Origin of the sequence: Ideonella flava (genome assembly GCF_051857595.1) — a bacterium.
In the GTDB taxonomy this organism is placed as follows: Bacteria; Pseudomonadota; Gammaproteobacteria; order Burkholderiales; family Burkholderiaceae_C; genus Ideonella.
Window position 1 is genome coordinate 97,859 of sequence record NZ_JBPZHD010000012.1, and the last position, 26,356, is coordinate 124,214.

The 26,356-nt window shown below is 68.7% G+C and carries 31 protein-coding genes; 7 read left to right on the top strand and 24 right to left on the bottom strand.

Features of this window, described 5'->3' with window-relative positions; translation table 11 throughout:
- Positions 1–14: 14 nt before the first annotated feature.
- From ACS5PM_RS24810 to flgA, 6 genes are all read right to left on the bottom strand, one after another.
- Complete coding sequence (locus ACS5PM_RS24810; RefSeq protein ID WP_439390446.1) at positions 15–743, bottom strand: flagellar basal body L-ring protein FlgH; 729 nt, start codon at positions 741–743, stop codon at positions 15–17.
- An 8-nt stretch (positions 744–751) separates the two neighbouring features.
- Positions 752–1,534: a flagellar basal-body rod protein FlgG gene (gene flgG / locus ACS5PM_RS24815; protein WP_439390447.1), complete on the bottom strand. Its 783-nt coding sequence runs from the start codon at positions 1,532–1,534 to the stop codon at positions 752–754.
- 95 nt (positions 1,535–1,629) lie between these two features.
- On the bottom strand, positions 1,630–2,445 hold the full coding sequence (locus ACS5PM_RS24820; RefSeq protein ID WP_439390448.1) for a YopT-type cysteine protease domain-containing protein: 816 nt from the start codon (positions 2,443–2,445) through the stop codon (positions 1,630–1,632).
- 391 nt (positions 2,446–2,836) lie between these two features.
- Positions 2,837–3,247, bottom strand: coding sequence for a hypothetical protein (locus ACS5PM_RS24825; RefSeq protein WP_439390449.1), 411 nt, complete (start codon positions 3,245–3,247; stop codon positions 2,837–2,839).
- A 109-nt stretch (positions 3,248–3,356) separates the two neighbouring features.
- Entirely contained in the window at positions 3,357–3,656 is a 300-nt protein-coding gene (flgM, locus tag ACS5PM_RS24830) for a flagellar biosynthesis anti-sigma factor FlgM (RefSeq protein ID WP_439390450.1), read from the bottom strand.
- A 130-nt stretch (positions 3,657–3,786) separates the two neighbouring features.
- Positions 3,787–4,548: a flagellar basal body P-ring formation chaperone FlgA gene (flgA, locus tag ACS5PM_RS24835; protein WP_439390451.1), complete on the bottom strand. Its 762-nt coding sequence runs from the start codon at positions 4,546–4,548 to the stop codon at positions 3,787–3,789.
- Positions 4,549–4,708: 160 nt separating this feature from the next.
- Between flgA and flgB the strand changes: the two genes are divergently transcribed.
- Genes flgB through flgF form a run of 5 tightly spaced genes read left to right on the top strand, consistent with a single transcriptional unit; the run spans position 4,709 to position 8,321 of the window.
- Positions 4,709–5,128, top strand: a complete 420-nt coding sequence (gene flgB / locus ACS5PM_RS24840; RefSeq protein ID WP_439390452.1) for a flagellar basal body rod protein FlgB — start codon at positions 4,709–4,711, stop codon at positions 5,126–5,128.
- 15 nt (positions 5,129–5,143) lie between these two features.
- Positions 5,144–5,590 carry a flagellar basal body rod protein FlgC gene (gene flgC, locus ACS5PM_RS24845; protein WP_439390453.1) on the top strand — a complete coding sequence of 149 codons (447 nt, stop codon included), beginning with the start codon at positions 5,144–5,146 and terminating at the stop codon, positions 5,588–5,590.
- Positions 5,591–5,621: 31 nt separating this feature from the next.
- Positions 5,622–6,263, top strand: coding sequence for a flagellar hook assembly protein FlgD (locus ACS5PM_RS24850; protein ID WP_439390455.1), 642 nt, complete (start codon positions 5,622–5,624; stop codon positions 6,261–6,263).
- Positions 6,264–6,312: 49 nt separating this feature from the next.
- Positions 6,313–7,566: a flagellar hook protein FlgE gene (flgE, locus tag ACS5PM_RS24855; RefSeq protein WP_439390456.1), complete on the top strand. Its 1,254-nt coding sequence runs from the start codon at positions 6,313–6,315 to the stop codon at positions 7,564–7,566.
- A 20-nt stretch (positions 7,567–7,586) separates the two neighbouring features.
- Positions 7,587–8,321 carry a flagellar basal-body rod protein FlgF gene (flgF, locus tag ACS5PM_RS24860; protein ID WP_439390457.1) on the top strand — a complete coding sequence of 245 codons (735 nt, stop codon included), beginning with the start codon at positions 7,587–7,589 and terminating at the stop codon, positions 8,319–8,321.
- 61 nt (positions 8,322–8,382) lie between these two features.
- Here flgF and ACS5PM_RS24865 read toward each other — a convergent pair whose 3' ends face one another.
- The 3 genes from ACS5PM_RS24865 to ACS5PM_RS24875 form a co-directional block, all read right to left on the bottom strand.
- Complete coding sequence (locus tag ACS5PM_RS24865; protein WP_439390459.1) at positions 8,383–10,338, bottom strand: hypothetical protein; 1,956 nt, start codon at positions 10,336–10,338, stop codon at positions 8,383–8,385.
- 509 nt (positions 10,339–10,847) lie between these two features.
- Positions 10,848–11,777, bottom strand: coding sequence for a Gfo/Idh/MocA family protein (locus tag ACS5PM_RS24870; protein ID WP_439390460.1), 930 nt, complete (start codon positions 11,775–11,777; stop codon positions 10,848–10,850).
- Between the two features lie 146 nt (positions 11,778–11,923).
- Positions 11,924–13,486 carry a YopJ family acetyltransferase gene (locus ACS5PM_RS24875; protein ID WP_439390462.1) on the bottom strand — a complete coding sequence of 521 codons (1,563 nt, stop codon included), beginning with the start codon at positions 13,484–13,486 and terminating at the stop codon, positions 11,924–11,926.
- A gap of 140 nt (positions 13,487–13,626) precedes the next feature.
- Here ACS5PM_RS24875 and ACS5PM_RS24880 point away from each other — a divergent pair, with 140 nt between their 5' ends.
- Complete coding sequence (locus tag ACS5PM_RS24880) at positions 13,627–13,785, top strand: hypothetical protein (RefSeq protein ID WP_439390463.1); 159 nt, start codon at positions 13,627–13,629, stop codon at positions 13,783–13,785.
- Positions 13,786–13,812: 27 nt separating this feature from the next.
- A complete protein-coding gene (locus ACS5PM_RS24885; RefSeq protein ID WP_439390464.1) occupies positions 13,813–14,016 on the top strand; it encodes a hypothetical protein in 204 nt (67 codons plus the stop codon).
- A 12-nt stretch (positions 14,017–14,028) separates the two neighbouring features.
- On the opposite strand, the gene ACS5PM_RS24890 is transcribed toward ACS5PM_RS24885, so the two are convergent.
- From ACS5PM_RS24890 to fliG, 15 genes are all read right to left on the bottom strand, one after another.
- Positions 14,029–14,238, bottom strand: coding sequence for a hypothetical protein (locus ACS5PM_RS24890; protein ID WP_439390465.1), 210 nt, complete (start codon positions 14,236–14,238; stop codon positions 14,029–14,031).
- 211 nt (positions 14,239–14,449) lie between these two features.
- Positions 14,450–16,045 (bottom strand): methyl-accepting chemotaxis protein, encoded by a 1,596-nt coding sequence (locus ACS5PM_RS24895; RefSeq protein WP_439390467.1) that lies wholly within the window; start codon positions 16,043–16,045, stop codon positions 14,450–14,452.
- Between the two features lie 81 nt (positions 16,046–16,126).
- Positions 16,127–16,618 (bottom strand): Cache 3/Cache 2 fusion domain-containing protein, encoded by a 492-nt coding sequence (locus ACS5PM_RS24900; RefSeq protein ID WP_439390468.1) that lies wholly within the window; start codon positions 16,616–16,618, stop codon positions 16,127–16,129.
- Between the two features lie 104 nt (positions 16,619–16,722).
- Positions 16,723–17,484, bottom strand: a complete 762-nt coding sequence (gene fliR / locus ACS5PM_RS24905; protein WP_439390470.1) for a flagellar biosynthetic protein FliR — start codon at positions 17,482–17,484, stop codon at positions 16,723–16,725.
- Between the two features lie 7 nt (positions 17,485–17,491).
- Entirely contained in the window at positions 17,492–17,761 is a 270-nt protein-coding gene (gene fliQ / locus ACS5PM_RS24910) for a flagellar biosynthesis protein FliQ (RefSeq protein WP_439390471.1), read from the bottom strand.
- A gap of 92 nt (positions 17,762–17,853) precedes the next feature.
- Entirely contained in the window at positions 17,854–18,585 is a 732-nt protein-coding gene (fliP, locus tag ACS5PM_RS24915) for a flagellar type III secretion system pore protein FliP (protein WP_439390659.1), read from the bottom strand.
- 88 nt (positions 18,586–18,673) lie between these two features.
- Entirely contained in the window at positions 18,674–19,042 is a 369-nt protein-coding gene (gene fliO / locus ACS5PM_RS24920) for a flagellar biosynthetic protein FliO (protein ID WP_439390472.1), read from the bottom strand.
- 40 nt (positions 19,043–19,082) lie between these two features.
- A complete protein-coding gene (fliN, locus tag ACS5PM_RS24925; protein ID WP_439390473.1) occupies positions 19,083–19,517 on the bottom strand; it encodes a flagellar motor switch protein FliN in 435 nt (144 codons plus the stop codon).
- 11 nt (positions 19,518–19,528) lie between these two features.
- Positions 19,529–20,533: a flagellar motor switch protein FliM gene (gene fliM, locus ACS5PM_RS24930; protein WP_439390474.1), complete on the bottom strand. Its 1,005-nt coding sequence runs from the start codon at positions 20,531–20,533 to the stop codon at positions 19,529–19,531.
- A 38-nt stretch (positions 20,534–20,571) separates the two neighbouring features.
- Positions 20,572–21,198 (bottom strand): flagellar basal body-associated FliL family protein, encoded by a 627-nt coding sequence (locus tag ACS5PM_RS24935; protein WP_439390475.1) that lies wholly within the window; start codon positions 21,196–21,198, stop codon positions 20,572–20,574.
- A 337-nt stretch (positions 21,199–21,535) separates the two neighbouring features.
- Complete coding sequence (locus tag ACS5PM_RS24940; RefSeq protein ID WP_439390476.1) at positions 21,536–22,633, bottom strand: flagellar hook-length control protein FliK; 1,098 nt, start codon at positions 22,631–22,633, stop codon at positions 21,536–21,538.
- Between the two features lie 40 nt (positions 22,634–22,673).
- Positions 22,674–23,132: a flagellar export protein FliJ gene (gene fliJ / locus ACS5PM_RS24945; RefSeq protein ID WP_439390477.1), complete on the bottom strand. Its 459-nt coding sequence runs from the start codon at positions 23,130–23,132 to the stop codon at positions 22,674–22,676.
- A 25-nt stretch (positions 23,133–23,157) separates the two neighbouring features.
- Positions 23,158–24,564, bottom strand: a complete 1,407-nt coding sequence (gene fliI / locus ACS5PM_RS24950) for a flagellar protein export ATPase FliI (protein ID WP_439390478.1) — start codon at positions 24,562–24,564, stop codon at positions 23,158–23,160.
- Positions 24,561–25,349, bottom strand: a complete 789-nt coding sequence (locus tag ACS5PM_RS24955; protein ID WP_439390479.1) for a FliH/SctL family protein — start codon at positions 25,347–25,349, stop codon at positions 24,561–24,563. Before ACS5PM_RS24955 ends, fliI begins: the two co-directional genes overlap by 4 nt.
- Positions 25,336–26,346 (bottom strand): flagellar motor switch protein FliG, encoded by a 1,011-nt coding sequence (gene fliG, locus ACS5PM_RS24960; RefSeq protein WP_439390480.1) that lies wholly within the window; start codon positions 26,344–26,346, stop codon positions 25,336–25,338. The genes ACS5PM_RS24955 and fliG overlap by 14 nt, the downstream gene beginning before the upstream one ends.
- Between the last annotated feature and the right edge of the window lie 10 nt (positions 26,347–26,356).

Here is a 26,356-nt window from a genome sequence, read left to right on the forward strand (position 1 = left end):
GATTCTGTGCAAATTCACACCGGCAGAAGGTTCAAGAAGAACCGCGCCAACCAGCCAATTCCCTGGGCGTCGGCCATGGCGCCGCGGCCGCGTTTTTCGACCCGCACATTGGCGACCTGGGCACTCGGGATGGAGTTGCCGGGCTGGATGGCACGCGGGTCGACCTGGCCGGTGAAGCGCAGCACGTCCACGTGCTGGTTGACGCCGATCTGCTTCTCGCCGGCGACGACGAGATGGCCGTTGGGCAGCACGCCGACCACGGTGGCGGTGATGGTGCCGGTGAAGTCATTGCTGCTGGTCGTCGCGCCCTTGCCTTCGAAGGTGTTGCTGCTGGACGCGCCGACCTTGGCGCCGCCCAGCCAGGAGGTCTTCACGCCGGGCAGGGCCGTGACGCTGCCGGAGATCTCGCCGGTCTTGTCGACGGTGGAGTTCGCGCTCTGGCTGGCCGAGATCTTCTCGACGATCTGGATGGTGAGCGTGTCGCCGACCAGCCGCGCCCGATGGTCCTCGAACAGGGGCCGGTAGGCCGCGGCCTGGTAGATCGAGCCGGTGAGGGGCGCCTGCGGCATCGCGGCCTGGGCGACGAAGGTCTGCGCCGGCATGGGCGGCGGGCCGGAGGCCGGCATCTCGGGGGCGGTGGCGGTCTGGAAGTCGACCTTGGCCTCGGTGGGCAGGACGGACTGGCAGGCCGCCAGCGAGAGCAGCGGAAGGGCCGTGGCGAGGGCGCGGAGCAAGGTGTTCATGGCACGCCTCACAGCTGCGCCAGGCGCTGCAGCATCTGGTCGGAGGTCGAGATGGCCTTGGAGTTGAGCTCGTAGGCGCGCTGGGTCTGGATCATCGAGACCAGCTCTTCGACCACGTTGACGTTGCTCGTCTCGAGAAAGCCCTGCTGCAGGCTGCCCAGGCCGGACTGGCCGGGCGAGGCGCTGGCGGGCGTGCCGGACGAGGCCGTCTCGCCGAAGAGGTTGCTGCCGCGCGGCTCCAGGCCGGCCGGATTGACAAAGCTCGCGAGCTGCAGCTGGCCCACCGACTGCGGCGTGGCCTGGCCGGGCAGCGCGACGGTGACCGTGCCGTCGGCGGCGATGGTCACGCTCTGGGCCTGGGCCGGGATGGTGATGCCGGGCTGAACGAGGTAGCCGTTGTTGGTGACGAGCTGGCCCTGCGAATCGAGCTGGAAGGAGCCGTCGCGGGTGTAGGCCGTGCCGCCGTCGGGCAGCTGGATCTGGAAGAAGCCGTTGCCCTTGATCGCGACATCGAGGTTGCCGCCGCTTTGCTGCAGGTTGCCCTGCGTGAAATTGCGGGCGGTGGCCACGGCGCGGGTGCCCAGGCCGACCTGCAGGCCGGTCGGCAGCTGCGTCTGCTCGGAGCTCGCCGCGCCCGACTGGCGCAGGTTCTGGTAGATCAGGTCCTCGAACTGCGCGTGAGCGCGCTTGTAGCCGCTGGTGGCGACGTTGGCGAGGTTGTTGGAGATGTGGTCCAGCTGGGTCTGCTGGGCCTCCATTCCGGTCTTCGAAATCCAGAGCGAGCGGATCATGTGGCGGGCTCCCGCGGTGTGACGTGCCCCGAAGGGTCTTGCCGAGGATGATCCGTTGGACTTGAGGGTCGCTAGGCTCCGATAAGCGGGGCGAATCAGGGGCTTCCTGCCGTGGGGCGTCGTCTGAGCAGGGGGGCGGCGGCATCGAGGTCGGACGGGTGCGCCTCGTCCATGACAGCCTCGGGGACGGCCGGCGCCTGCTGCGAACCCGGCGCCGAAGTCGCCAGCCAGCCACAGAGATCGGCCGCCGGGGTGTCCTCGTAGCGGGCATCCACCACGCAGGGTCGAACGCAGACGCGGACCACGGGCCCGGCGAGATCCGCGCCAATCTGTTGGTTGATGTGGCGCAGGAAGTCGGGCAGCTCACCGGCGGGCACGCGGAATTCGCCGTAGTTGGAGTCGAAGATCGTGACCTCCGCCTCGCTCGTCTTGTGCAGGCCCCAGGCGTGGCGTTCGCCGCGGGGCAGGTCCAGCTCGACGGTGGCGTAGCCGTCGACGTCACGCAACGCCTGCGGCAATTGCTCCAGGGTCAGGCCGGTGTGCGAATGGACGTGGGCCCCGATGCGGTGGAGCTCGTTCATCGGGCGGTTGTAGACGGCGTCGTGCGTGCCGGGCTTGGCGCTCCAGCTGTCGATGCCGAACATCCTGGAGACGGTGTAGCCCTCCGAGCGGTTGTCGGCGTACGCCCGCTGGTGGATGGTGGCATGCGTCGCCCCTTCGAAGGAAGCGAGCGCATCCAGCCGGTCGGTCGCGGCGGCCCCCGGATTGGCGGCGTTCAGCCTCATCCAGAGGAAGGTCTGGCCCAGGCAGGCTCCGGTCCACCTGGCGTAGTGGCTTTCCGAGAAGTGCGTCAGGAACGCCCCGGCCTGATTGGTCCGCGCCTTCAGATAGCCCTTCAGGACATCGGACACCTCCCCGCCCCAGTTCCGGTCAGACAGGATCTGCGCGGCCCGGGGTTGGCGATGAGAGCCTTCGCTGCGCGGGTCCGCAATGGGTGGCCGCCGGGAGAGCCCCTCAGGTGCAGCGAGCGGGGATGGAGCGGGCCGGCCGCTGCTCGCGGCCGCGGCGGAGCCCTCGGCCGGTCGGGCCGTCGCAGGACGGATCGCAGGGAATGAGGGCGGCGGGGCGATCGGCTCGGGCATGGGGATTCCGCAGCTTGAGGGGCATCCGCTGGGATGGTTGAGGCGGTTGCGGGTCCACGGCTGTGCAGAGGCGATGCCCTGGCGGGAATTCCGAAGCACCCACCCGCGGAAGCAAAACGGCCCGCCGAGGCGAGCCGTTCGAGTCAGGAGGAACAGCCGGTCAGGCTTCGGCCACCCCACTGGAGGCCGCGCGCCACGGGTTGCCCTGGGCACCGTAGACCGGCGACGGCGTCGCAGCGGCGGCTTCAGGCAGCAGGATCTCTATGGACTTGTCGAGCGAGACCGTGGCCCGGGCGATGGCCTCGCGCAGGGCGGCGACCTGGCCGCCGGCCATGGCGAGGCGGCGGCGCAGGGCCGGGGGCATGCCGCCGTTGCGGGCCGCCTGGGTCGAGCGGTCCACGGCCAGGATCAGCGAGCGGTGCAGCGCCGTGGAAGCCGCTTCGGTGGCGTCGGCGTCATGGCGCTTCAGGGCATCGGCCAGCTCGGCCAGGCGCGATTCCACCGCGCCCAGGGCCGCCTCCAGGTCGGAGGTCAGGCGCAGCGCGTTCTGTTCGGCGGGCGAGCTCAGCATGGTGCCTCGGGTGATGCCAGGTGAACGGAAGCCGGCCGCGCGCGCATCGGCGGCGGCCTGGCAAAGAGATGCGGGAAAGCCGGCGCGGCCTGGAGCCGAGCCGCCGGCCTCACGACGAGTACTTGCGCAACAGCTCTTGGGTGTTGGCGATCAGCTTGTCGGCGATCTTGTCGGCGTCGACTTCGAACTTGCCTTCGCGGATGGCCTGCGCCATGCGCTGGACCTTCTCGGCGTCGAAGGTGCCGTCGCTGTCCGCGCTGCTGATGAGGCTGGCGGCGCTCGAGATCTGGACCGTCGCGCTCGGCTCGGCCGTGCTGGCCGGGCTGCCCGCCTTGTCGGCGCCGGCCGACTTGCGGTCGTTCTGCATCGGCGCCACCGCGTTCTTGGGATCAAGCGAACCGATTTTCATGATGCTCTCCTGGATGCCTTCGCCGAAGCCGGACCCTGGCAGGATCCTTTCGGCATGGATCGGGTTTCGGAGCTTTCCGACCCAACTTTAGAACTATTTTTCGCAAGGGTCCCAAGAACCGAAGGAGGACTCACAGCGTCACCTCCACCTGCCGGTCGCCCACCGGGCGGCCCTGCAGCATGCGGCCGGATTCCGTGCGCAAGCGCACGACCTGGCCCTCGACGCCCGGATTGAGCGCCTCGGCCTCGGTGACCACCTGCCAGCCGTTGCCCACGGCGACGACCCGCACCGTCTCGCCCGCGGCGAAGAACTGGCGGGCCTTGAGATCGGCCTGGCGCAGGGCGCTGCCGGCGGCCAGCGTGCGCACCAGCGTGCGGCCCACGGCCAGCCCCGGCTGCGCAATGGGCAACCCGGGCGCGGCAGCCAGGTCGACCTCGGCCTCGGTGAAATGCTCGGGCGCCAGCACCGTGCCGGCCGGCAGGGCCGATTGGGTGACCAGGGATCGGGCGTAGACATGCACGGTCACCGGCATCGTCACGTTCCAGAGCTTCTCGCCCTGGGTGCACTTCAGGCCGATGCGGGTGCGCCCCCAGACCGGCAGGCCGGGCGGCAGATAAGGTTCGATGCGCAGGCAGGGGGCCAGCTTGAGCCGCGGGTCCAGGCTGCCCACCTCGACCTCGATGCGCGCCGAGCCGAGGCCGGCCCGGCCGGCGCTGTCGCGGGCCATCTGCTGCACCTGGGCGCTGACGGCGGCAAGGTCGGATTCGGACGCGGCGGCCGGCGCCTGCTGGCCCCAGGCCGCTCCGCCGCCCAGCAGCGCGAGCAGGGCCGCATGCCATGTCCACCGGGTGGACGCACGGGCGCGTGAGGTCAGGACGAAGGGGCAGCTCATGGCCTGTGACTTTAGGCAGGCCGTCCCCCGGCAAGGAGGGGAAATGCAGGGGGCGGAGGCCCCTATTCGGCGCTTTGGCGGCAGGGCCGACTTCCACAATCGGTGAACGCGGCCTTACATCTGGTTATCGGACGGGCCGCCACCGAACTGAAGGCCCACCATGAACGTCAACCGCCTGACCAGCACGCTGGACTTCCAAGCCCAGGCGCTGACGCTGCGCGCCGAAAGACAGCGCGTGATCGCGAGCAACATCGCCAACGCCGACACGCCCGGCTACCAGGCCCGCGACCTGGATTTCTCGACCGCGCTCAAGGCCGCGACGAACCAGCTCCCGGGCGCCGCGCAGATGGCCACGACGAAAGCCGGCCACATGGCCCTGCCCGGCGGCGCCACCGCCACCGAAGCCGCCCTGCGCTACGCCACCCCCAGCCAGACCAACCTCGACAGCAACAGCGTCGACATGGACCGCGAGCGCGCCAGCTTCGCCGAGAACTCGGTGAAGTACGAGGCCACCCTGCGCTTCATCAACGGCCACGTGCGCGAGATGCTGGATGCGATGAAGAGCCCGAGCCAGGGCTGATGAAGGAAGCTTGAAATGAGCATGTTCAAGGTGTTTGATATTTCCGGCAGTGCCGTCTCGGCACAGAGCCAGCGCCTGAACGTGGTCGCCTCCAACCTCGCCAACGCCGACAGCGTGGCGGGCCCGGACGGCCAGGCCTACAAGGCGCGCCAGGTCGTGTTCCAGACCGTGCTGATGGGCGCCTCCGGCAGCGTGGCCAACGGCGACCCCGCCAACCCGGTGGATGGCAGCGCCGGCGTGCGCGTGTCGACCATCAGCGAAGACCAGACGCCCGGCCGCCGCGTGCACCAGCCGGGCCACCCCGCGGCCGACGCCGAGGGCTACGTGACCTTCAGCAACGTCAACCCGGTGGAGGAGATGGTCAACATGATCTCGGCCTCGCGTTCCTACCAGAACAACATCGAGGTGATGAACACCGCCAAGACCCTGCTGCAGAAGACGCTGCAGCTCGGCCAGGGCTGATCGCCCTCACCTCACAGCCTAGGACCCCTCCATGAGCGTCAGCGGCGTCACCGACACCACCACCAGCAGCCAGGTCTCCAACAGCGCCACCAGCGCGTCCGAGCAATCGGACCGCTTCATGAAGCTGCTGGTCGCGCAGATGCAGAACCAGGACCCGCTGAACCCGATGGACAACGCCCAGGTCACGACGCAGATGGCGCAGATCAGCACCGTCTCGGGCCTGGAGAAGCTCAACACCACGGTCAACGGCCTGAACGGCCAGTTCGTGCAGTTGCAGGCGATGCAGAGCGCCGCGCTCATCGGCCGCGACGTCGCGGTCGAGGGCAACAGCCTGCGCGTGACCGACGGCACGGGCGATGGCGGCTTCGAGCTTTCCAGTGCCGCCCAGAACGTCAAGGTCGAGATCCAGAACGCGGCCGGCAGCACCATCGGCACGGTCGACATGACCAACCTGGAGTCCGGCCGGCACGACTTCAGCTACGCCGTGCCCGACAGCTACAAGAACTCGCCCCTGACCTTCAAGGTCACGGCCACCAACGGCAACACCGCCGTCGAGAGCATGGCCCTGCAGCACCAGCGCATCAAGGCCGTCAGCACCTTCGGCGACACGCTCGCGCTGGAGCTGGCCAACGGCGACCGGGTGGCCTACGACGCCGTCTGGGCCTTCCTCTGAACTCCATCCCCATCACCTCCACCCCCGCGAATCCGCCCAGGAGCAACCCATGAGCTTCCAGCAAGGCCTTTCAGGCTTGAACACCACGTCCAAGAGCCTGGAGGTGATCGGCAACAACATCGCCAACGCCAACACCTTCGGTGCCAAGGGCTCGCGCGCCGAGTTCGCCGACATGTACGCCTCCGCCCTGAACGGCGCGGGAACGAACCAGATCGGCATCGGCGTGACGCTGGCCTCGGTGGCGCAGCAGTTCACCCAGGGCGGCATCACCGCCACCGAGAACCCGATGGACCTGGCCCTGAACGGCGCCGGCTTCTTCCAGCTCACCGACACGAGCGGCGCCATCAGCTACAGCCGCAACGGCCAGTTCAAGGTCGACCAGAACGGCTTCATCGTCAACAACGCCGGCTCCAAGCTGATGGGCTACCAGGCCGACGGCACCGGCACCATCCAGCCCGGCGCCGCGGTGCCGCTGACGCTGCCGACCGCCGGCATCGAACCCGCCGCGACGAGCTCGATCGACCTGGAGATGAACCTGAACTCCGGCGACGCCGTGATCCCCACCCAGTCGCCGCGCATCGAGTTCGACAAGAAGGCCACCTACTCCGAAGCGACCGAGATGACGGTCTACGACACCAAGGGTGCGCCGGTCGTCCTGAGCTACTACTTCCAGAAGACGGCCACCGATACCTGGGACGTTTTCGCCACGGCCAACGGCAAGACGATTGGCGGCACCGACGCCGACCCGCAGCCGGTGACCACCCTGACCTTCGACAGCAGCGGCTCGACCTTCACCTCCAGCGCCAGCACGTTGGACGTGCCGGCCACCACCGACGCGAATGGCGTGGAGACCCTGGCCATCCCCGGCATCGCCATGAACTTCGACGGCTCGACCCAGTTCAAGGCGACCTTCGCGGTCACCGACCTGCAGCAGGACGGCTACTCGGCCGGCTCGCTGGCCGGGATCACCTTCGATTCTTCCGGCGTGGTGATGGCCCGCTACACCAACGGCCAGACCAAGCCGGCCGGCCAGGTCCAGCTCGCCAACTTCCGCAACCCGCAAGGACTGCAGCCTCTGGGCGGCAACGGCTGGCGCTCGTCCTACGCGTCGGGCGACCCCATCCTCGGCACGCCTTCCTCGGGAGCCTTCGGCGCACTGCAGGCCGGCGCGCTGGAAGAATCCAACGTCGACCTGACCGGCGAGCTGGTCAACATGATCACCGCGCAGCGCAACTACCAGGCCAACGCGCAGACCATCAAGACGATGGACCAGGTGATGCAGACCCTGGTGAACTTGCGATAACAGTGAGTTAGAGGACCGCCATGGACCGGATGATCTACCTCTCGATGGCCGGCGCGAAGGCGGCGATGACGCGCCAGGACGTGCTCGCGCACAACCTGGCCAACGCCTCGACCACCGGCTTTCGCGAGGAGCTGGCCGCCTTCCGCGCGGTGCCGGTGCGTGGCGACGGCGCCTCGACCCGCGTCTACGCGCTGGAAACGACCGTGGGCTACAAGTCCGACGCCGGCGCGGCGCAACCGACGGGCCGCAACCTCGACGTCGCGATGAAGGGCAACTCCTGGCTCAGCGTCCAGGGGCTGGACGGTACCGAGGCCTACACCCGGGCCGGCGCGCTCGAGGTGAACGCCGAAGGCCTGCTCGTCACGCGCGGCGGCCTGCAGGTCATGGGCGACGGCGGCCCGATCAGCGTGCCCACCCGGGCCGAGGTGCAGATCGCGCCGGACGGCACGGTCAGCGCCACCGTCGAAGGCGGCAAGCCCCAGGCCATCGCCAAGCTGAAGATGGTCACGCCCGAAGCCGACAACCAGCTGCAGCGCGGCACCGACGGCTTGTTCCGCTCGGCCAACGGCGACCTCGCCGCCGACCCCAACGCGCGCCTGCAGGACGGCGTGCTCGAAGGCTCCAACGTCAGCCCCGTCGAGACCATGGTCGCCATGATCTCGGCCGCGCGCCAGTTCGAGCACCAGATGAAGCTGATCCAGACATCGGAGAAGCAGGAGCAGACGGCGGCGAAGTTGCTGTCGGCGAACGGCTGACGAAGCCGTCCCCCAACTCAAAAGGCCCGCTCAGCGGGCCTTTTGCGTTGCTGGCGTGCGCTCAGTTGATCGGGATGCTGGCGTAAGTGACGACCTTGTTGGGCGTGGTCACGGTGGCGGTCAAGGTGCCGCTGCCACCTGCACATCCGACCGTTGCCGTGTAGGTCGGGATCAACATGGGCTCACCCATCGCCAGCACGACATTGGGAACCGCGATGTTGTTCGGCACGACGGGCGCCGAGTAGATGCCGAACAGCGCGGTGAACGAAATGGTCGTGCCCGCCGGCATCAGATTGCCGTTGACATCTTTCACCGTGACCTGGAAGTCGGCTGTGTCACCCGAACAGCTCAGGTGCGCCGGACTGAACCGGATGTCGGCTTCGCTGGCCGAGAAGATCTGCACGAGCTGACTGGACACATACAAGGTCTGTCGCTTGTTGGGGTCCGGAATGCCCAGCACGCCGTCGTACTGGCCGTTCCCCGGCGTCGCGCAATCTCCGCTGGCGTTCGGACCGACGCAGGGCTCGCCCGCCGTCCATGCAGCGTTCTCATTGTCGTCACGGAAGATGTCCGGGCTCTTCTCGGTGTAGCTGTCGCCTGCCGCGTCATAGACGTTGTCGCCGTCGGCATCGAAGAAGTCCTCTTCGCCGAGCGCAAAGGCCAACACCGTCACCCGAGCCCCCGCGGGCCGGGGATTGGACGAGTGAAGCTCGACGGTGCAGGTCCCTGTGGTCGTGACGCACGATGGGTCGATGACTCCGCCCTCTGCCGTGAAGCTCACGGCCGTACCGTCAGGCACCGGGTTGCCGAAGTGATCGCCCATCACGACCTTGACGCGGCTGCACAGCTGGTCGAAGTTCCAGCCCTCGCAGTTGCCCGTCTCCGTCGACAACGAGAAATGCATCTGATCGGGCACTCCCGTCGAGACGACCAGCAAGTTGGACAAGGTCGTGATGTCGGGCGAGTCGCTGATCGAAGGCTTCACGCGAACCGAGGTGGGGATCGTCCCGGCAAACACCGTCGTCGTGACCTTGCCGTCCGCATCGGTCGTCGCGTGAGTGGGCCCCAGCTTGAGGCCGAAAACGTCCTCGGCATGCGAGGGATAGGAGAACTCAAAATCCACCCCCTTGCCCACCGCCGGGTGCCCGGTGTCGTCGAAGGCCTGGAACGTCAGTACCGCAAACTCCTGCCGCCCCACGCCACCCGTTCCCTTGAGCGCGATGTTGGGCGTGTCGGTGCCGACGAACTTGATCGATCCTGCCGAGGCCGACATCACCGTCAGGTCGCCACTGCGCGTCACGGTCGCACCGCCGAGCGTGACCGAAGCGGTGATGGTGTCGACCGCCGCGCACGCCATGTCGGCGTAGCTCGCCGTGGCCACGCCGTTGCGGGTCGTGACCTGTGCATCCAGCGTCGCCTTGCCGACGTTCACGCAGGACGAAGTGAACGACACCGACAGCGGCGTCGTATACGGTGCGTCGCCCTTCATCACGGTGACGCTCACGCTCGCGCTGCCGCCAGCCGACAAGGGCGAAGGACTGATCTCGATCGGTGAGAACGTGAGCACCGGGAAGGTCACCGCATAGTTGACGGGTGAGCTGAGCGCGCGGCCCTCGACCGACGCGCTCGCGCTGACGGTGAAGGCGCCGGCCAGGGGGCCTGCCGGCAAGCCGACCTGCGCCACCCCGTCAGCCCCGGTCAGCGCGGTGCCGGAGGCCGGGACAAAAGCGCCGCCCTTGTCAGTGGAGGTGAAGGTGACCACGACGTTGGGAATCGGGGCGCCATCGCCATGCTTCAGCACGGCCCTCAGGACGCCCGCACTGTCCGGAGACACCTGCGTGGTTTCCGCGCCCGCGGCGTCCGTGAGCACCAGCTGCAGCTTGGGCGCGCAAGCATCCGGATCGGCCATCGTGGGCGTGCAGCCCTGGGCGGTCTCGTCCGAGCCGCCACCGCCTCCGCCGCAGCCGCTCAAGGCCAGGGTTACTGCGGCGAGCACGGCCGCGATCATCGTACGCATGGATCCCTCCCGTCATGAACCTTGAACCGGCAGCCGATGGGCCGGTCGAGTCACGGTAGCGTGGTCATGCAGGCGACGCCAGCGGAGCATGTGCGTGCCGGCCTGGCTGCTTTCTCCCGTATCGCGGTAGGAGGTTTGTCACAGGCCGCGGCGAGGCAGGCGTCGATAGACTCAAGGAACGCGAGTTGATCGAACAGATCCGGCCTGCGCCCGTAAGGCACCGCACGCGCCAGGCGATCGAATGGACTGACAAGGCGTCGGCGCTGGAAAAGACGGCCCGCCGCCAGCCGCACAAACACAGCGCCCTGTTAGGGTAAGACGCTGCGCGAGGAATGTGCCGGCCCGCGACGCAAACGCCGCGGTATTGGCAGGCCGCGCCCGAATGTCGGGCGGCCCGGGGGCAGGCGCATCATCAACATCGGGGACGGTTCTGGCCGGTCGGCCCGACGGGCATCGCAGGGCGCTGATCCGACACACGTACAGGCCGGCGCCGCCGCGCCGGCGGCGTCTTACACCTGATGCGGTGCGACGATGCGCCGCTCACCGATCAGGAAAGCGTCGGCCACGAGCTGGAACGGCCGCCAGTCCACTTCGGACCGGCCCGCCGAGCACAGCGACGCAAAGCGCGAATAAAGCCGTGGGTATTCGCCCGCCAGGCCCTCATCGGCCGCGATCAGCTCGCCGTCGATCTCGAGCGTCGCGCCGCCTTGCGAGAGTTTCAGGCGGCCGGTGGTGGTGTAGAGCTCGATGTCCCAGCTCTGCTCGCCCTTTTGTCGAAAGTCGAACTCGGCCTCGACCGTCACGCCTTCCTCGGTGCGCATGTGCACCTCGGCGGCGATGGGCGCCTGCTGGTTCTCGGGGAACGCCAGCACGGCGGTCTCGACGCAGACCTCGTTCGAGAGCACTTCGGTCAACACCGAGAGCGCATTGATCCCCGGGTCGAAGACGCCGAAGCCGCCGGGCTCCCAGATCCACTGCTGCCCGGGGTGCCATTGGTGCACGTCTTCCTTCCAGACGATTCGCCCGCCCGTGAGCGTGCGCGTGCCCACCCATTCGCGGGCCGCATCCACGCTGGCCGCGAAGCGCGAGTGCCAGGACTGGAACAAGGTCCGCCCGTGTTGCGCAGCCTCGTCGGCCAGCAGCGCGATCTGGCGCGTCGTCGCCGCGGGCGGCTTCTCGAGCATCACGTGCTTGCCCGCGCGCAGGGCGGTGAGCGCCGCGGCAAAGTGCGCCTGCGGCGGCGTGCAGATGGACACGCACTCGAGTTCCGGCATCTGCGCCAGCATGGTCTCGAGATCGGTGAAATTCGCGACGCCCTCGACGCGCGCGTTGCGACTCGCACAGGCGACGAGCTCGAAGTCGGCGCTCGCCTTGAGCGCCGGAATGTGCTGATCTCGCGCGATCTTGCCGATCCCCAACAGGCCGATCTTCAGTGGCATGGCTTTCCTGGAAGTTGACCGCCGATGTTACCGAGCCGCCTGCCGACTCTCAGCTCTCCGACATGGAGGGCCGGGCCGTGGCCGCACGAAGGCGAGCCGGCGTGGCGGCAGGCTGCAGGCAGACGACGGCCATGGCGGCGTGGCCCTTACGCGTAGCGATCCCGCCAGTTGGCGTCGACCGTGCGCATGGCGCCCGCCATCGCCATCACCTGCGCCGGGTCGCAAGTCGCCGCGTGGCGGATGGCCTTGTCGAGGAAGCTGATCCGCTTGAGTTCGATCGAGGCGCTGGAGATCCGCGGCATGCGGTCGCTCGCCGCGGCGCGGGCGCCCGGCGCGGGTGCCGGCCAGCGGGCCACGCGGTGGGCTTCGTGCCGCTCGAGCAGCGTCTGGGGCTGCTTGTTGACCGCCTGCTGGGCTTGCGGCCCGCGCGCCCTGATGTAACTCTGGACGTCGCCCCTGGACTGCGCGTGCTTCATGAACTGCGGGCCGATGATCTGCGCGGGGTGCAGCAGTTCCTGGCCCAGAATGATCGGCCCCGATGGGCCGGCCTGCGTCGGCGGCTGTCGCTCACGTCCGCGGCCTCTCACGCTCTCGGCATCGCTGTCCGAATCGCTGCCGGGGTCGCTGTGCCCGGTGGAATAGGAATCGTCTGTGCTGTCGATCTCGTCGGGCCGTGCCAGCGCGGCATCGATGTCGCGCAGCGCCAGCGGCACTTGTTCACCACGCAGGCGGGCCAGATGCAGCCCGTCGAAGGTGCCGCCCCCGCATTTCAAGGCCATCGACAAGGCAAAGATCCTGCAGGAGCGCAGATCCTTCTGCGCCGGTACCTCGGCCACGAGCAGTGGCCAATCCGGCGGCAGCTTCAGCTGATCCGCGATCTCGGCCACCACGCCGGCACGGATCATCTCGGGCGACTGCATGGCGTTCAGCACCAGCACCGACGCATGCGGCCGCGGCCGGCCCGGTACGTTGACCACGGCCACGTCCAGCGCCATGCCGTGCGCAGTATTGTCCATCAGCACCCGCCAGCGACCGGGTCGCATGTCCTGCATGAGGGACGCCCAGTCGACAGAACCAAAGCCCTCCCGGCTGCCCGCCCTGGTGTCGCCCTCGGCGATGCAATGGGCGTAGACCAGGTTCAAGCCAGGCTTCTCGGCATTGAGCGCGGCGACGATGGCCGGCATGGCCAGCACGTCGAGCTTGCTGAAGGCATCGGCCTCATCGTCGGGGCTGACGCCTTCGGCATGAACCTCGGCGGACAGCTGCCGCAGCTCGCCCAGCCAGTCGACGACCTGGCGTCGCGCGGCGCTCACCTCGGCGCTCTCGCCGGCGGGCAATTGCACTCGCGGCGCCTCGGGGATGGGAAGGGAGGCCGGCAGGTGCAGGTCACTGACCGCGGCGGTGGACGGGGCCCGGGCCGCCGCGGACGGGTCCGTGGGCAGGCGTTCCACGCCGGCCATCTCCAAGGCAGTCGGGTTGTCGATGAGAAGGCCGGGCTGCCGGACCCACTGGTTGAGTTCGGCTCGGGCCCGCGTCACCGGCAGCGTGGGGCCCGGCTGCCGCGCCGCCAGGCCATCGAGCGGGCCTGATGCCGGCGTGGCTTCGCCCCCTGTGCGACGTCGCTGTGCCGCAGGCGCCTGCGGATGGTCTTCGGCTCCGCGCACCCGGGCACCTGGGTGGGCGTGGGATGGGCTGACGTGGTTGGGCATGGGAGTTCGCAAAGGGACGGCGGGGACGAGTCCAGCCTATGACCCGACCCTGCACGCCCAGGCCCGCGATGCGAAGCTCAGCCTGGTGGCCCGAAGAACCGGGGGCTTGAACGCCAGCGCGCCATCCCCACAACGGGCAGATGAACCTGAACTGGAGGCGGCCGCTTTTCTACCTGCTGCTGCCCATCCTGGTGTTCCTGGCCTTCGTCGGCTTCCCGCCGCCGTTCGCGCCGCCGCAGGCCAACCGGCCCGGCCAGGAGCAGTCGGAGCCGGCCGACAGCCGGCACGACAAGGCTTAAGCTCGCGCGAGTTTCACCGAGGTGACCATGAAGGCCCTGATCCTGTTCGTCGGCTGGTGCATCCTGTTCGTGCTGGCCTGGCCGGTGGCGCTGCTGGCGCTGGTGCTGTTTCCCATCGTCTGGCTGATCGCCCTGCCCTTTCGGCTGGTCGGCATCGCGGTGGAGGGTGTCTTCGCGCTGATGAAGGCCCTGCTCTTCCTGCCGGCCCGCCTCCTCGGCCACCGCGGCTAGGGGCGGCAGTCCTCAGTGCGCCACGACGGCCGGGGTGGCGAACTCGCGGCCGATCACGGTGCGGGCGTAGAAGTAGTTGGTGCGGGCCCGTTCGCTCAGTTCGTCCAGGTGCACGCCGCCATCGGGATCGCAAGGGAAGCTCAAACCGCGCCCTTCGCGGAACAGCGACATGAAACGCAGCTCGTAGCCGCTGGGCGCCATGGGGGTGGTGTTCGCATCCATTTCGCTGCTCCTTCGTCCATGCCCGGTGATACGCGGTGGCGGCCTTTTCGGACGCGCCGGCAGTTCACGGGTTGTCATACAGACAAACGGATTGCCCGCCAGATACCGGACACCAACCGGGCCCGGCCTCCCCAAGGCTGGGGAGGCAGATCGCTCGGACCGGCGCCTTCCGGGGGCTCCCGTGGGGGTCAGGGAACTCGGGAGCGGCCCGTCAATCCTGGAGCAGCCTGAACACTTCGACGGACTGCAGCAGGCGCTGGGCCTGCTCCCGCAGGTTCTCCGCCGCGGCGGCACTCTGCTCGACCAGCGCGGCATTTTGCTGAGTGGTCTGGTCCATGCGCGCCACGGCCTGGCCGACCTGCGAGACGCCGGTGCTCTGCTCGGCGCTGGCCGCGCTGATCTCGCCGACCACGCCGGTCACCCGCTGAATGGCGACCACGATCTCGTCCATGGTCTTGCCGGCGTTGTCGACCAGGGCCGCGCCCTGGCCCACGCGCTCGACGCTGGTCGTGATCAAGCCGTGGATCTCCTTGGCGGCGGCGGCGCTTCGCTGGGCCAGCGAGCGCACTTCGCCGGCCACGACGGCGAAGCCCCTTCCCTGCTCGCCGGCGCGCGCGGCCTCCACGGCCGCGTTGAGCGCCAGGATGTTGGTCTGGAAGGCAATGCCGTCGATCACCGAGATGATGTCCCCGATCTTGTTCGACGCATCGTGGATGCCCTTCATGGTCTGCACGACCCGGCTCACCACTTCGCCGCCGCGCCGGGCGACGTCCGAGGCTCCCCGCGCCAGCTCGCTGGCCTGTCTTGCGTTGTCGGCGTTGTTGCGCACGGTCGCGGCCAGCTCGTCCATGGTGGCGGCCGTCTGCTGCAGGGCGCTGGCCTGCTCTTCGGTGCGCCGGGACAGATCCTGGTTGCCATGGGCGATCTCGGCACTGGCGCTCGCCACGCCTTGCGAGCCGTGGCGGACCTCGTCCACCGCGCGCGCCAGGCTGCCCTGCATGGCGTGCAGCTGGGCCATCAGGCTCGTGGTGTCGCCCGCCCGCACGGCCACCGGCGTCGAGAGGTCCCCCTGCGCGACGGCACGGGCCACCTCCACGGCATGGCCGGGCTCGCCGCCCAGGCGACGCAGCAGGGCGCGACTGAACAGCAAGGCCACGCCCACACCGACCAGCACGGCCACCGCCAGCAAACCGCTCATGCCCCACCGGACCCGCTGGTAAGTGGCCTCGACCCGTTCGCTGGCCTGCGCCGCGCTGTGGAAGTTGAAGGTCCACAGGCCCTCCAGGGCCAGCAGCACCTCGTCGGCCGCCATGCTGGAGGCACCGTCGCTGATGTCGGCCGCATCGGTCTGCTTGCCGGCATGGCCCAGGTCCACGACGCGCCGCTGCGACTGAAGGTAGGCGCCCCAGGTCTTCTTCAACTTGTCGACCAAGGCGCGCTCTTCATCGCCGGCCACTTCCACCTCATAGGCGGACAGGGCCTTGTCGACCGCCTTGGCCGCATCGGCCATCTGCGCTTCGTAGTCCGACTGGTAGCTCTGGTCCGCCGTGCGGCTGTGCTTGATCTCGAGGTCCCGGGCACCGAGCACCGCCGTCTTGGCCGCGGCCAGTTCGCCGACGCCGGGCAGCCACTTGCCCGACAGCTCGTGCGCTTCAGTCTGGACGCGTTGCAGCCCCGTCAGGCCGACGACGCCGAGCGCCAGCGTCATCGCCAGCACGGCGCAGAACGCCCCCAGCAACTGGGTTCTTGTTGAAGCGCGGCTGCAGGCAGCGGCCAGTCGTGATTTCAGCTGAGCAATGAAGCCCATGGGCAACTCCGCAGACGATCCAGAAGGGATGGGTTGCGGCGCGCACCGGGGGCCGCAATCGACGAATGAGGCAGCCAGGGCCTACTTCTTGTGGCCGATGTAGGTCGCGCCGAGCACCTGGCCCTTGGCATCCTTGATCGGGTTGTAGCAAGCGTCGAAGGCCGTGCCCAGCACGTCGATGGGGCCGCAGAACTGCTCGCCCTTGTTCAGCGCCGCATAGGCCGCATTGCGCGCCAGCTGGGTGCCCACGCCTCGCTTGCCCTCGGGCGTCAGCACGTTGGTGCTCACGCGCACGAACTCGTCGCCATCCCTCACGAAGATCGTCGCCGTGGCGCCATGGGCCTTGCGGATCGCATCGACGACGTCGTAGTTGTTGTTGACCTTGCGGCTGCCGAAGTAGATGGCGCCGACCGTCTTGTCGCCCGCCTGGTCAGTGCCTTCGATGCGAGGAGCGCCGATCTTGGCCAGCCGAGCGTCGAGGTCGGCGATCGTGGCCTTGGGGTCGTAGGCCTGGCTGGCCACGGACACCGCGAGGAAGGCGACGCCCGCGAGGGCTTGCGTGAAGGTCTTCAAGATGGGGCTCCTTGTGATTTGTGGAAGCCCTTTCATCGTCACCTTTCTCACACGCTTGAGCTGATTCGTTCAGTGGGCTGAACGAGCTCGCTGTCAGGAGGCGATCACTGGAAGTGGGACAGCATGCGCTCCAGGGTCGCGATGAAGGGGGTCTCCATCAGCGGCAGCATGAACACCAGGCTGGTCAGGCCTATGCCCATGGTGATGGGGAAGCCGATCGAGAAGATGTGGGTCTGTGGCGCCACGCGCGAGATCACGCCCAGCACGACATTGACGAACATCATGATCGCGATCAACGGCAGGGCGATCCACAGGCCCATCTTGAACACCTCGGCGCCCCACTGCTGCGGCATCGTCTGGGTCAGGAAGGCAAAGGGCTCGGGGCCGACCGGGAAGACGACCAGGCTCTGCACCACCGCGGCGATGACCGTGAGGTGCCCGTTGATCACGATGAACAGGAACGCGACGAGGGTGCCGAAGAAGCGGCTCACCGCAGTCGATTGCGTCGCCGTGAGCGGGTCGAAGAAGCCGGCGAAGTTCATGCCCATCTGCAGGCCGGCGATCTCGCCCGCGAACTCGACGGTGGCAAAGACGATGCGCACCGCGAAGCCCAGCGAAAGGCCGATCAGCAGTTGCTGCACGACCAGCAGCACGGCGGCCGACGAATCCAGCGGCACGGCCGGGATGGGCGGCGCGACGCCGCTGGCGCAGACGGCCACGAGAAAGGCCAGCGCGACCCGCACCCGCATGGGCACCAGCCGCTGGCCCATCACCGGCATCGCCTGGAACAGCGCCAGCACTCGCAGGAAGGGCCACAGCACCGGCGTCACCCACGCCAGCAGCTGAGCCTCGGTGAGGGTGATCACAGAACGGTCAGCCTGCCGCGCCGGGGATCGACAAGAGCATGTTGCGCAGGTAATCGACCAGCGAACTCATCATCCACGGCCCGGCCACCGCGCACACCGCGACCGCGGCGAGCAGCTTGGGCACGAAGCTCAGCGTGGCCTCGTTGATCTGGGTGGCGGCCTGGAAGATGCTCACCAGCACGCCGACGATGAGGATCACGATCAGCATGGGCGCCGAGACGGTGAGCAGCATCATCAGGCCCTGCTGGCCGACGGTGAAGACTTGTGCTGAATCCATGACGATTGACCTTTGTGACTCAGGCCCCGACGGGCCGCTCCCTAGGGGCCTGATCCCCTCGGGGGACCGGGGCCGAAGGCGACGTAGGGGCTCTAGGTCGCGAAGCTGGCGGCAAGAGAGCCGAGAAGAAGGTTCCAGCCGTCCGCGAGCACGAACAGCATCAGCTTGAAGGGCAGTGCCACCAGCACCGGCGACAACATCATCATGCCCAGCGACATCAGCACGCTGGCCACGATCATGTCGATGATGAGAAAGGGCACGAAGATCAGGAAGCCGATCTGGAACGCGCTCTTGAGCTCGCTGGTCACGAAGGCCGGCACCAGCACCTTGAAGGGCACGTCCTCGCCCTTGACCGACGAGTCGAGCCGGGCCAGCTTGGCGAACAGCTGCACGTCGGCCTGGCGGGTCTGCTTGAGCATGAACTCGCGCATCGGCACCTCGCCGCGCTTGAGCGCTTCATCGAAGGCGATCTGGTTGGCCGAGTACGGCACCCAGGCGTTGGCGTAGACCTTGTCTATCGTCGGCGACATGACGAAGAAGGTCAAAAACAGCGACAGGCCCACGATCACCTGGTTGGGTGGCGCGGCCTGGGTGCCCAGCGCCTGGCGCAGCAGGCCCAGCACGATGACGATGCGGGTGAAGCCCGTCATCAGCAGCAGCACCGCCGGCAGGAAGGACAGCGCGGTGAAGAACAGCAGCGTCTGGATGGGCACCGAGTAGCTGGTGCCGCCCGCGCCCTGGCCGATGACCAGGGGCAGGTTGGGGCCGGCCGACTGGGCCTGCGCCTGGGCGGTGTCGGGCAGCAGCAGTGCGCCGACCAGCATCAGCCCCAGCGAGTAGAGAACCCCCAGGGCCGGGCCTCTGACCCGGCCCGCCCCGCGGGTGCGCAACACGCGCTGGCGGGACTTCTGCTCATTCATGCGAGCCGCTCCCGCGCGAAGGGCCGTGGCCCGAGCGCCACTTGGCGATCAGCTGGTTCACGGTCTGGGCCTGAGGTGCGCGCAGGCCGGGCGGAACCTCGGCCGGCGCGTCCATCTGCGTCAACAGGTTGATGTTCTCGTTGGTGACGCCCAGCACCAGCCAGCGCGCCGTGGCGCCCTGCCCCATCTCGACGACGACCACGCGTTGCGAGGGCGACAGCGACAGGCTGGACACGGTGCGCATCAGCCCATCCTGGCCCGCGCCCGCATAGCCGCTGCGGCGCATCAGCCACAGCGCGAGGGGAATCAGGGCGACGACGCCGATGAAGGCCAGCAAGGGGGTGAAGGTGGAACTGTTCATGGGATGGAGGTGAGCGGCGACCGGAAGGCAGCTTGGGATCCTACGTCCTGCTCAGGCGGCGCATGCGCTCGCTCGGGGTCACGATGTCGGTCAGGCGGATGCCGAACTTGTCGTTCACCACCACCACCTCGCCCTGGGCGATGAGGAAGCCGTTGACCAGCACGTCCATCGGCTCGCCGGCCAGCGTTTCGAGTTCGACCACCGAGCCTTGCGCCAGCTGCAGGATGTTCTTGATCGGGATGCGGGTGCGGCCGAGTTCCACGGTCAGCTGGACGGGGATGTCCAGGATCATGTTCAGGTCGTTGCCCGCGCCGCCCGCCGTGCCGGTGGGCGTGAAGTTGGTGAACGCGGCCGGGGCGACCGAGTCGGCCGGCGCGGCGAGTTCGCTCGCGACGTCGTTGCCGCCGGAGCCCTTGGATTCGGCCAGGGCTGCGGCCCAGGCGTCGGCCATGTCGTCTTGGTCACTGGCTGCCATCGAGGCCTCCTTCAGCTTGCGTTGGTGTCGCCCAGCCAGCCGAGATTCGAGCTGGTCAGGAGCTTGTCGATCTTGATGGCGTAGTGCCCGTCCGAAGTGCCGTAGTGGCAGTCGAACACCGGCACGCCATCCACCTTGGCCTGGATCATGGGCAGCAGGTCCACCTCGATGAAGTCACCCGGCTTGAAGGACAGCAGTTGCTCGACGGTGGCCTGGGCCGTGCCCAGCTCGGCGATCAGGTCCACCTCGGCGGACTTGATCTGCTCCTTCAGCAGGTTGACCCAGCGGCGGTCGGGCTCGGTGGAGTCGCCCTGGATGGACGAATAGAGCACGTCGCGGATAGGCTCCAGCGTCGAGTAGGGGATGCAGAAGTGGATCGTGCCCGAGGTCTCGCCGATCTCCAGCGTGAACGAGGAGGAGACGACGATCTCGCTGGGCGTGGCGATGTTGGCGAACTGCGGCTGCATCTCCGAGCGCTGGTAATCGAGCTCCAGCGGGTAGATGCCTTTCCACGCGTTGCGGTACTCGGTGATGATGCATTCGACCAGTCGCTCGATCACGCGCTGCTCGGTGGCCGAGAAGTCGCGCCCCTCGATGCGGGTGTGGAACTTGCCCACGCCGCCGAACAGCGAATCGATCACCGCGAAGACGATGCTCGGGTCGCACACGATCAGCCCGGAGCCGCGCAGCGGCCGCACCGAGACGATGTTGAAGTTGGTCGGCACCACGATCTCGCGCAGGAAGGCCGAGTACTTCTGGACCTTGATGCCGTTGATCGAGACTTCCGGGCTCTTGCGGATGAAGTTGAACAGCCCGATGCGGATGTTGCGTGCGAACCGCTCGCCGATGATCTCCATCGTCGGCATGCGGCCGCGGACGATGCGCTCCTGGCTCGCGATGTCGTAGATGCGGACCCCGCCCTCGGGGATCTCCTCCTGCTCGAGCTTCTGGCTCTCGCCGGTGATGCCCTGCAGAAGGGCATCGACCTCGTCTTGGGAAAGGATCTGCTGGTTCATGGCAGGTCAGCGGCCGTCGAAGACGGAAGGGGCAGACATCACTGGATGATGAAGGAGGAGAACTGCACCGACTTGATCGGAAGCTCTTCCGCCTCCTCCGCCTTGGCCTTCTTCTTTTTCTTCTTCGTGCCCGTGTCGGCGTCCTCGTCCGGCAGGTCGAAGCCCATGGGACGAAGCGCCTCGCGGCGCACTTCCCTGGCCAGCTGTTCCTTGCCTTCGTGGTCCATCAGCTCGGCCGACGTCTTGTGGGCCAGCAGCAGCAGGATGTTGTTGCGGATGGCCGGCATGTAGGCCTTGATCTCGTCGCCGACGTGGGCGTCGGCCACTTCCAGCGTGATGCCGACCTGGGCGAAGCGGTCGGCCTCGCGGTCGGCGAGGTTGACGACGAAGGGATCCAGCGGCACGAACACCGGCGGCACGCGCTTCTCGTCCTTCTTGTGGCCGGCCTTGGCGGCATGCTTGCGGCCGGTGTCGGCAACGTCGCCGTCCTCGTCCTCGGCTTCGGCGGCCGCCGCTTCGGCCGCGGCCTTGTGCTTGAGGTAGAAGGCCGCGCCGCCGCCGGCCACGAGCAGCAGCACGACGACCGCGGCGATCAGGATGATCAGCTTCTTCTTGCCCTTCTTGGGCACGACTTCAGCGGCATCGACGGCTGCGGCAGCGGACATGGGGGCGGCTCCTGGCTTGGTTCGTGGCGGTCAATCCCGCCATGCCGCGAGGGCCGGCAGGCGGGAAGACCGCATTGCTGGCCATTATTGAAAGCAAGGGGTTCGCCAGAAGGCGCAAATAGCGGGTGAAATCCGTCCTCCGGCGAAGCCGTCGGCGGGTTTGAACATTGCTCCCCCCGCCCCCTCCAGGAAGGGGCTCCAGCAGGAATGACGAGAGGCACTGCCTGCCGTCGGTCCGGCTCGACAAACAAGACTGGAGCCTTCCAGGAGGGGCGAGTGGGATCCAGATTTCGGCCGCGCCCAGGAGTTGTCAGCGGCTCCTTGCCGCTGTCAACTCCTAAGCCACCAGGTCGATCAGGCCGCGCTGGGCCGGACGGCGGCTGGATTCGGCCGCCGCCACTGCGTCGTCGCGCGCGGGTGCCAGCCACGAGGGCAGCGTGAAGCCGCGCTGAGCCTGGCCCTCGCCCTGGCGCGCGTGCTGGCCGGTCTGGTCGGACACGCTGCCGCCGGTGAGCGTCAGGCCGACGTCGCCCAGGGCTTCGGTCAGGCCGGGCAGGGCTTCGGTCAGGGCGGCGCGGGTGGCCGCCACGTCGGCGCCGAGCTGGACTTCGGTGCGGCCATCGCGCAGGGCGATGCGCACGTCGATCGGGCCCATGTCCTGCGGGTTCAGCTCCAGGGTGGCGTATTGCACTCCATCCTTGAGCCAGGTGCTCAGCTGAGCGCCCAGCGCCGCACCGAACGCGGGGCTGCCGGGCGGCGGGGCGAGGGTGGCCTGGGCGGCGGCCGGGGGCTCCGCGGCGGGCGCCGGTGCGGGTGCCGTGGCGCCGAGGCTGGGCAGCGAGAAGTCGGCAGCCGCCGCGGCGCCCGTGCTCGATTCGGCCGGCGCCAGGTTCACCGGCGTGGCGTCCAGGGTGGCTTGCCAGCCGGCCAGGTCCAGGCCATTGGAGGCGGCGTTCTGCGCGTCGCGGGCCCCCGCATGGGCCAGGCTGGCGCCGGCGTTGCCGTGGGCCTCGGCGGGGCTCCCGTCCAGCCCCATCGCGGCGCGGTGGTTGCGTGCGGCATCGATGCCGGCCGCCGCCTTGGCGCGCGCGGCCGCGAGCGTGGAGGCCTGGCGCGCCGTGTCGGTCAGGTCCATCCTGGCGACTTCGGGAGTGGCCTGCGCCGTCGCGTCGTCGGCCGGATCCCGATCGCGCCGCGCCTCCTGGGCCTTGCCGTGTTCGGTGGGCCGTTCATCGGCTTCTTGCGTGGTCGATTCGTCCGGCTCGGCCGCCGGCGGGGGGGTGCCCTCGCCTTCGTCGGCCATGCCTTGCAGCAGTTGCGCGAAGGGCGATGCGCCCTGGCCGCCCTGCGCGGGGCGTGAACGGGCGGCCGCCTGGCTGGCCGCGTGAGAGGCGGTCGCGTGCGAGCTGGCGGTGGGAGCGGCAGTCGGGGTCATGCGATGGCGTCCTGGATGTGGCGTCGTCGATGTGAAGTGTTCAGGCGGCGGAGAAGACGCCGACGCGGGCCCATGAAAGACGCTGGGCGGCCTCGTCGACGGCCTTCTGTTCGCGGCGTTGCTCGCGCACGGCGCCGGCCTGCAGGCGGCGCTCGATCAGGCGCTGCACCGTCGCGACCTTGGTCTCCCGATGGCGCAGCCGCGCCTGGGCGGCCTGCACGCGGGCCGCGGCCTGGTCGGCGGCGCCCTCTTGCGCACCTATCGCCTGCTCCAGCCTTTCGACGAAGCCCTGGTAGCAGCGAAGGATCTCGATGGGCGCGCGCTGGGCGAACTGGGCGCTCCAGCGCTGTCGGTACTCGCCCCGGTAGTTCACCAGGGCCTGTGCCTGTTCGCGCGTCGCCTGGGCCTGTCGCTCGGCCTCGCGCCATTCGACCAGGGCGGCATCGCGCTTTTCCTTCTCGCGTTGCAGCAGGGTGTTCAGCAGGTCCAGGCGTTCCATGAATCAGCGTTCTTTCTGCAATGGATCAGGCGGTGGCGGGATTCAGCGCGAGCAGCTGCTTGACCGCCAGCGGCAAGGGCGCGGCCTCGTGCATGCCCTGCTGCAACAGCGCCAGCAGCCGGGGCTGGATCCTGACGGCCGCGTCGAGCTCGGCATCGGCACCCGGGGTGTAGGCGCCGAGCTGGATGAGGTCGCGCGCCTTGTTGAAGCGGGCCAGCCACTGGCGGGCGCGACGGGCGCCCTCGAGGTGCTCGCGAGGAGCCACCGAGGTCATCACGCGCGAGATCGATTTCTCCACGTCGATGGCCGGGAAGTGGCCGCTTTCGGCGAGCTCGCGCGACAGCACGATGTGGCCGTCGAGGATCCCCCGTGCCGCGTCGGCGATCGGGTCCTGCGGGTCGTCGCCTTCGGTCAGCACGGTATAGAAGGCGGTGATCGAGCCGACGCCGTTCAGGCCGTTGCCCGAGCGCTCCACCAGCTGCGGCAGCTTGGCGAAGCAGCTGGGCGGATAGCCCTTGGTGGCCGGCGGCTCGCCGATGGCCAGGGCGATCTCGCGCTGCGCCATGGCGTAGCGGGTGAGCGAATCCATCAGCAGCAGCACGTGCTGCCCGCGGTCGCGGAAGTGCTCGGCGATGGCGGTCGCGTAGCTCGCGCCCTGCATGCGCACCAGCGGCGGTGCATCGGCAGGAGCGGCCACCACCACGGCGCGGGCCAGGCCTTCGTCGCCGAGGATGTCCTCGATGAACTCCTTGACTTCGCGGCCGCGCTCGCCGATCAGGCCGACCACGATCACGTCGGCCTTGGTGTAGCGGGCCATCATGCCCAGCAGCACCGACTTGCCGACGCCGGTGCCGGCGAACAGGCCGATGCGCTGGCCGCGGCCCACGGTGAGCATGGCGTTGATGGCGCGCACGCCGGTGTCCAGCGGCTGGCGCACCGGGTCGCGGTCCATCGCGTTGATGGGCCGGCGCACCATGGGTTCGTTGTGCGTGTCGGCGATCGGGCCGCGACGGTCCATGGGCTGGCCGTGGGCGTCGACCACGCGGCCCAGCAGGCCGTCACCCATGGGCAGGTGCAGGCCCCGGTCCTCGCTGCGGCGCCAGGGGTGGTTCTCGACGCCGAAGCGCGGAGGAATCTGCGGCACGGGCAGGGGCACCACCCGCGCGCCGCTGGCCAGGCCATGCAGTTCGCCGGTGGGCATGAGGTAGGCGCGGTCGCCGTTGAAGCCGACGACCTCGGCGGTCACCGGCTGCTCGCCCGGCGTGCCCACGGCACACACGGCGCCCACGGGCGCGCGTACGCCGGCGGCCTCCAGCACCAGGCCGGTCACGCGCACCAGCGAGCCCTGCATCTCCAGCGGCTGCGGCAAGGTGGCGTAGTTCCTGATGTCGCCGAGGAAGCGATCCCACTTCTGGTCGCGGCTGGCGCTCACAGGTCCACCTCGGAGCTGCCGTCGACCAGCGGCTCGTCTCGGCCGAACACGGCCACGGCCTGGGCCCAGCGCTGCTCGATGCGCGCATCGACCTGTCCGAGATCCGATTCGACGATGCAGCCGCCGGGCGAGAGCGTGGCGTCGGCCTGCAGCAGCACCGAGCGGGCGGCGAGCAGATCCGCGGCGCCCGCCTCGACCAGCGCCAGATCCTGCGGGTGCAGGCGAAGGCGCAGATGACGCGCCGAGAGGATCACCGCGCCGATCGCATCCTGCGCGACCTGCACGATCAGCTCCGGGCGCTGGGCGACTTCGCTGCGCACCACCTGGCGTGCCAGGAGCACCGCCGAGTGCACCAGCGTGTCGGCCAGGCGCACGTCCAGCGCCTGGGTCTGTTGATCGAAGGCTGCCAGCACCTGCGCGACTTGCGCGCTCGTCTGCTGCGCGTACTGGCGCTTGGCGGCGTCGAGCGCCTCCAACCCGTCGCGGTAGCCTTGGCCGTAGCCCTGGGCACGCGCTTCTTCGATGCGGGCCTGCCATTGTTCGGCCGTGGGCTCGGGCGGTGCCGCCGGAGCCGGTGCGGGTTCGGGCCGCTGCGCGGCGCGCGGCTGCGCCTTGGTGCTCGTGCCGAAAGGGTCGGCCCCTTCGCCGAACGCTCCCGGCGTCCAGGCCGCGAAATCGGCCAGCTCCTCGCGCGGGATGAAGCGGGCGTAGGCGTTGGCGGGGCGTTCCTTGCCGCCGGCCGGCGGCGGCACCTGGCGGAAGCCGCCCGGCTTAGAGGAAGTCATCCGCGCCTCCCGAGGCCAGGACGATCTGGCCTTCGTCCACCAGGCGGCGGACGATCTTCAGCATTTCCTTCTGCTCGGACTCGACCTCGGACACGCGCACCGGGCCGCGCGACTCCAGGTCCTCGCGCAGCGTCTCGGCCGCACGGGTCGACATGTTGCGGAACACCTTCTCGCGCAGCTCGGGCGTGGCGCCCTTGAGCGCGATGACCAGCGACTCGCTCTGCACTTCCTTCAGCACCGACTGGAAGCCCTTGTCGTCGAGCTTGTTCATGTCCTCGAAGGTGAACATGTTGTCCATGATCCGCTGGGCCAGATCGCCGTCGGCCTCGCGGATGTAATCGAGCGCAGCGGTCTCGATCGAGCTGCCCAGCAGGTTGATGATCTCTGCTGCTGCCTTGACGCCGCCCAACGACGCCTTCTTCAATTTGTCGCCGCCGGCCAGCACCTTGGAAAGCACCTCGTTGAGGTCCTTCAGTGCGGCGGGCTGGATGCCGTCCAGCGTGGCGATGCGCACCAGCACCTCGTTGCGCTGGCGTTCGGTGAAACACTTGAGCACCGAGGAGCTCTGGTCATGGTCCAGGTGCACCAGGATGGCGGCCACGATCTGCGGATGCTCGTTGCGCAGCAGCTCGGCCACCGAGCCCGGGTCCATCCACTTCAGGCTCTCGATGCCGGAGACATCCGAGCCCTGCAGGATGCGGTCGATCAGCAGGTTGGCCTTGTCCTCGCCCAGCGCCTTCTTCAGGACCGCCTTGACGTATTCGTCGGTGTCGGGCACGAGGATGTGCTGCTTCTCCGCCGTGACGGCGAAGCGGTCCAGCACGGCCTCCACCCGCTCGCGCGGGATGACCTTGAGCTTGGCGATGGTCTCGCCGAGCTTTTGAACTTCCTTGGGGCCGAGGTGCTTGAACACCTGCGCCGCCTCCTCCTCGCCAAGGGACATGAGCAGGATGGCGGCGCTTTCCACGCCATCGTCGGAGCTGTTGTTGGCAGGCATTTGTTCTTGA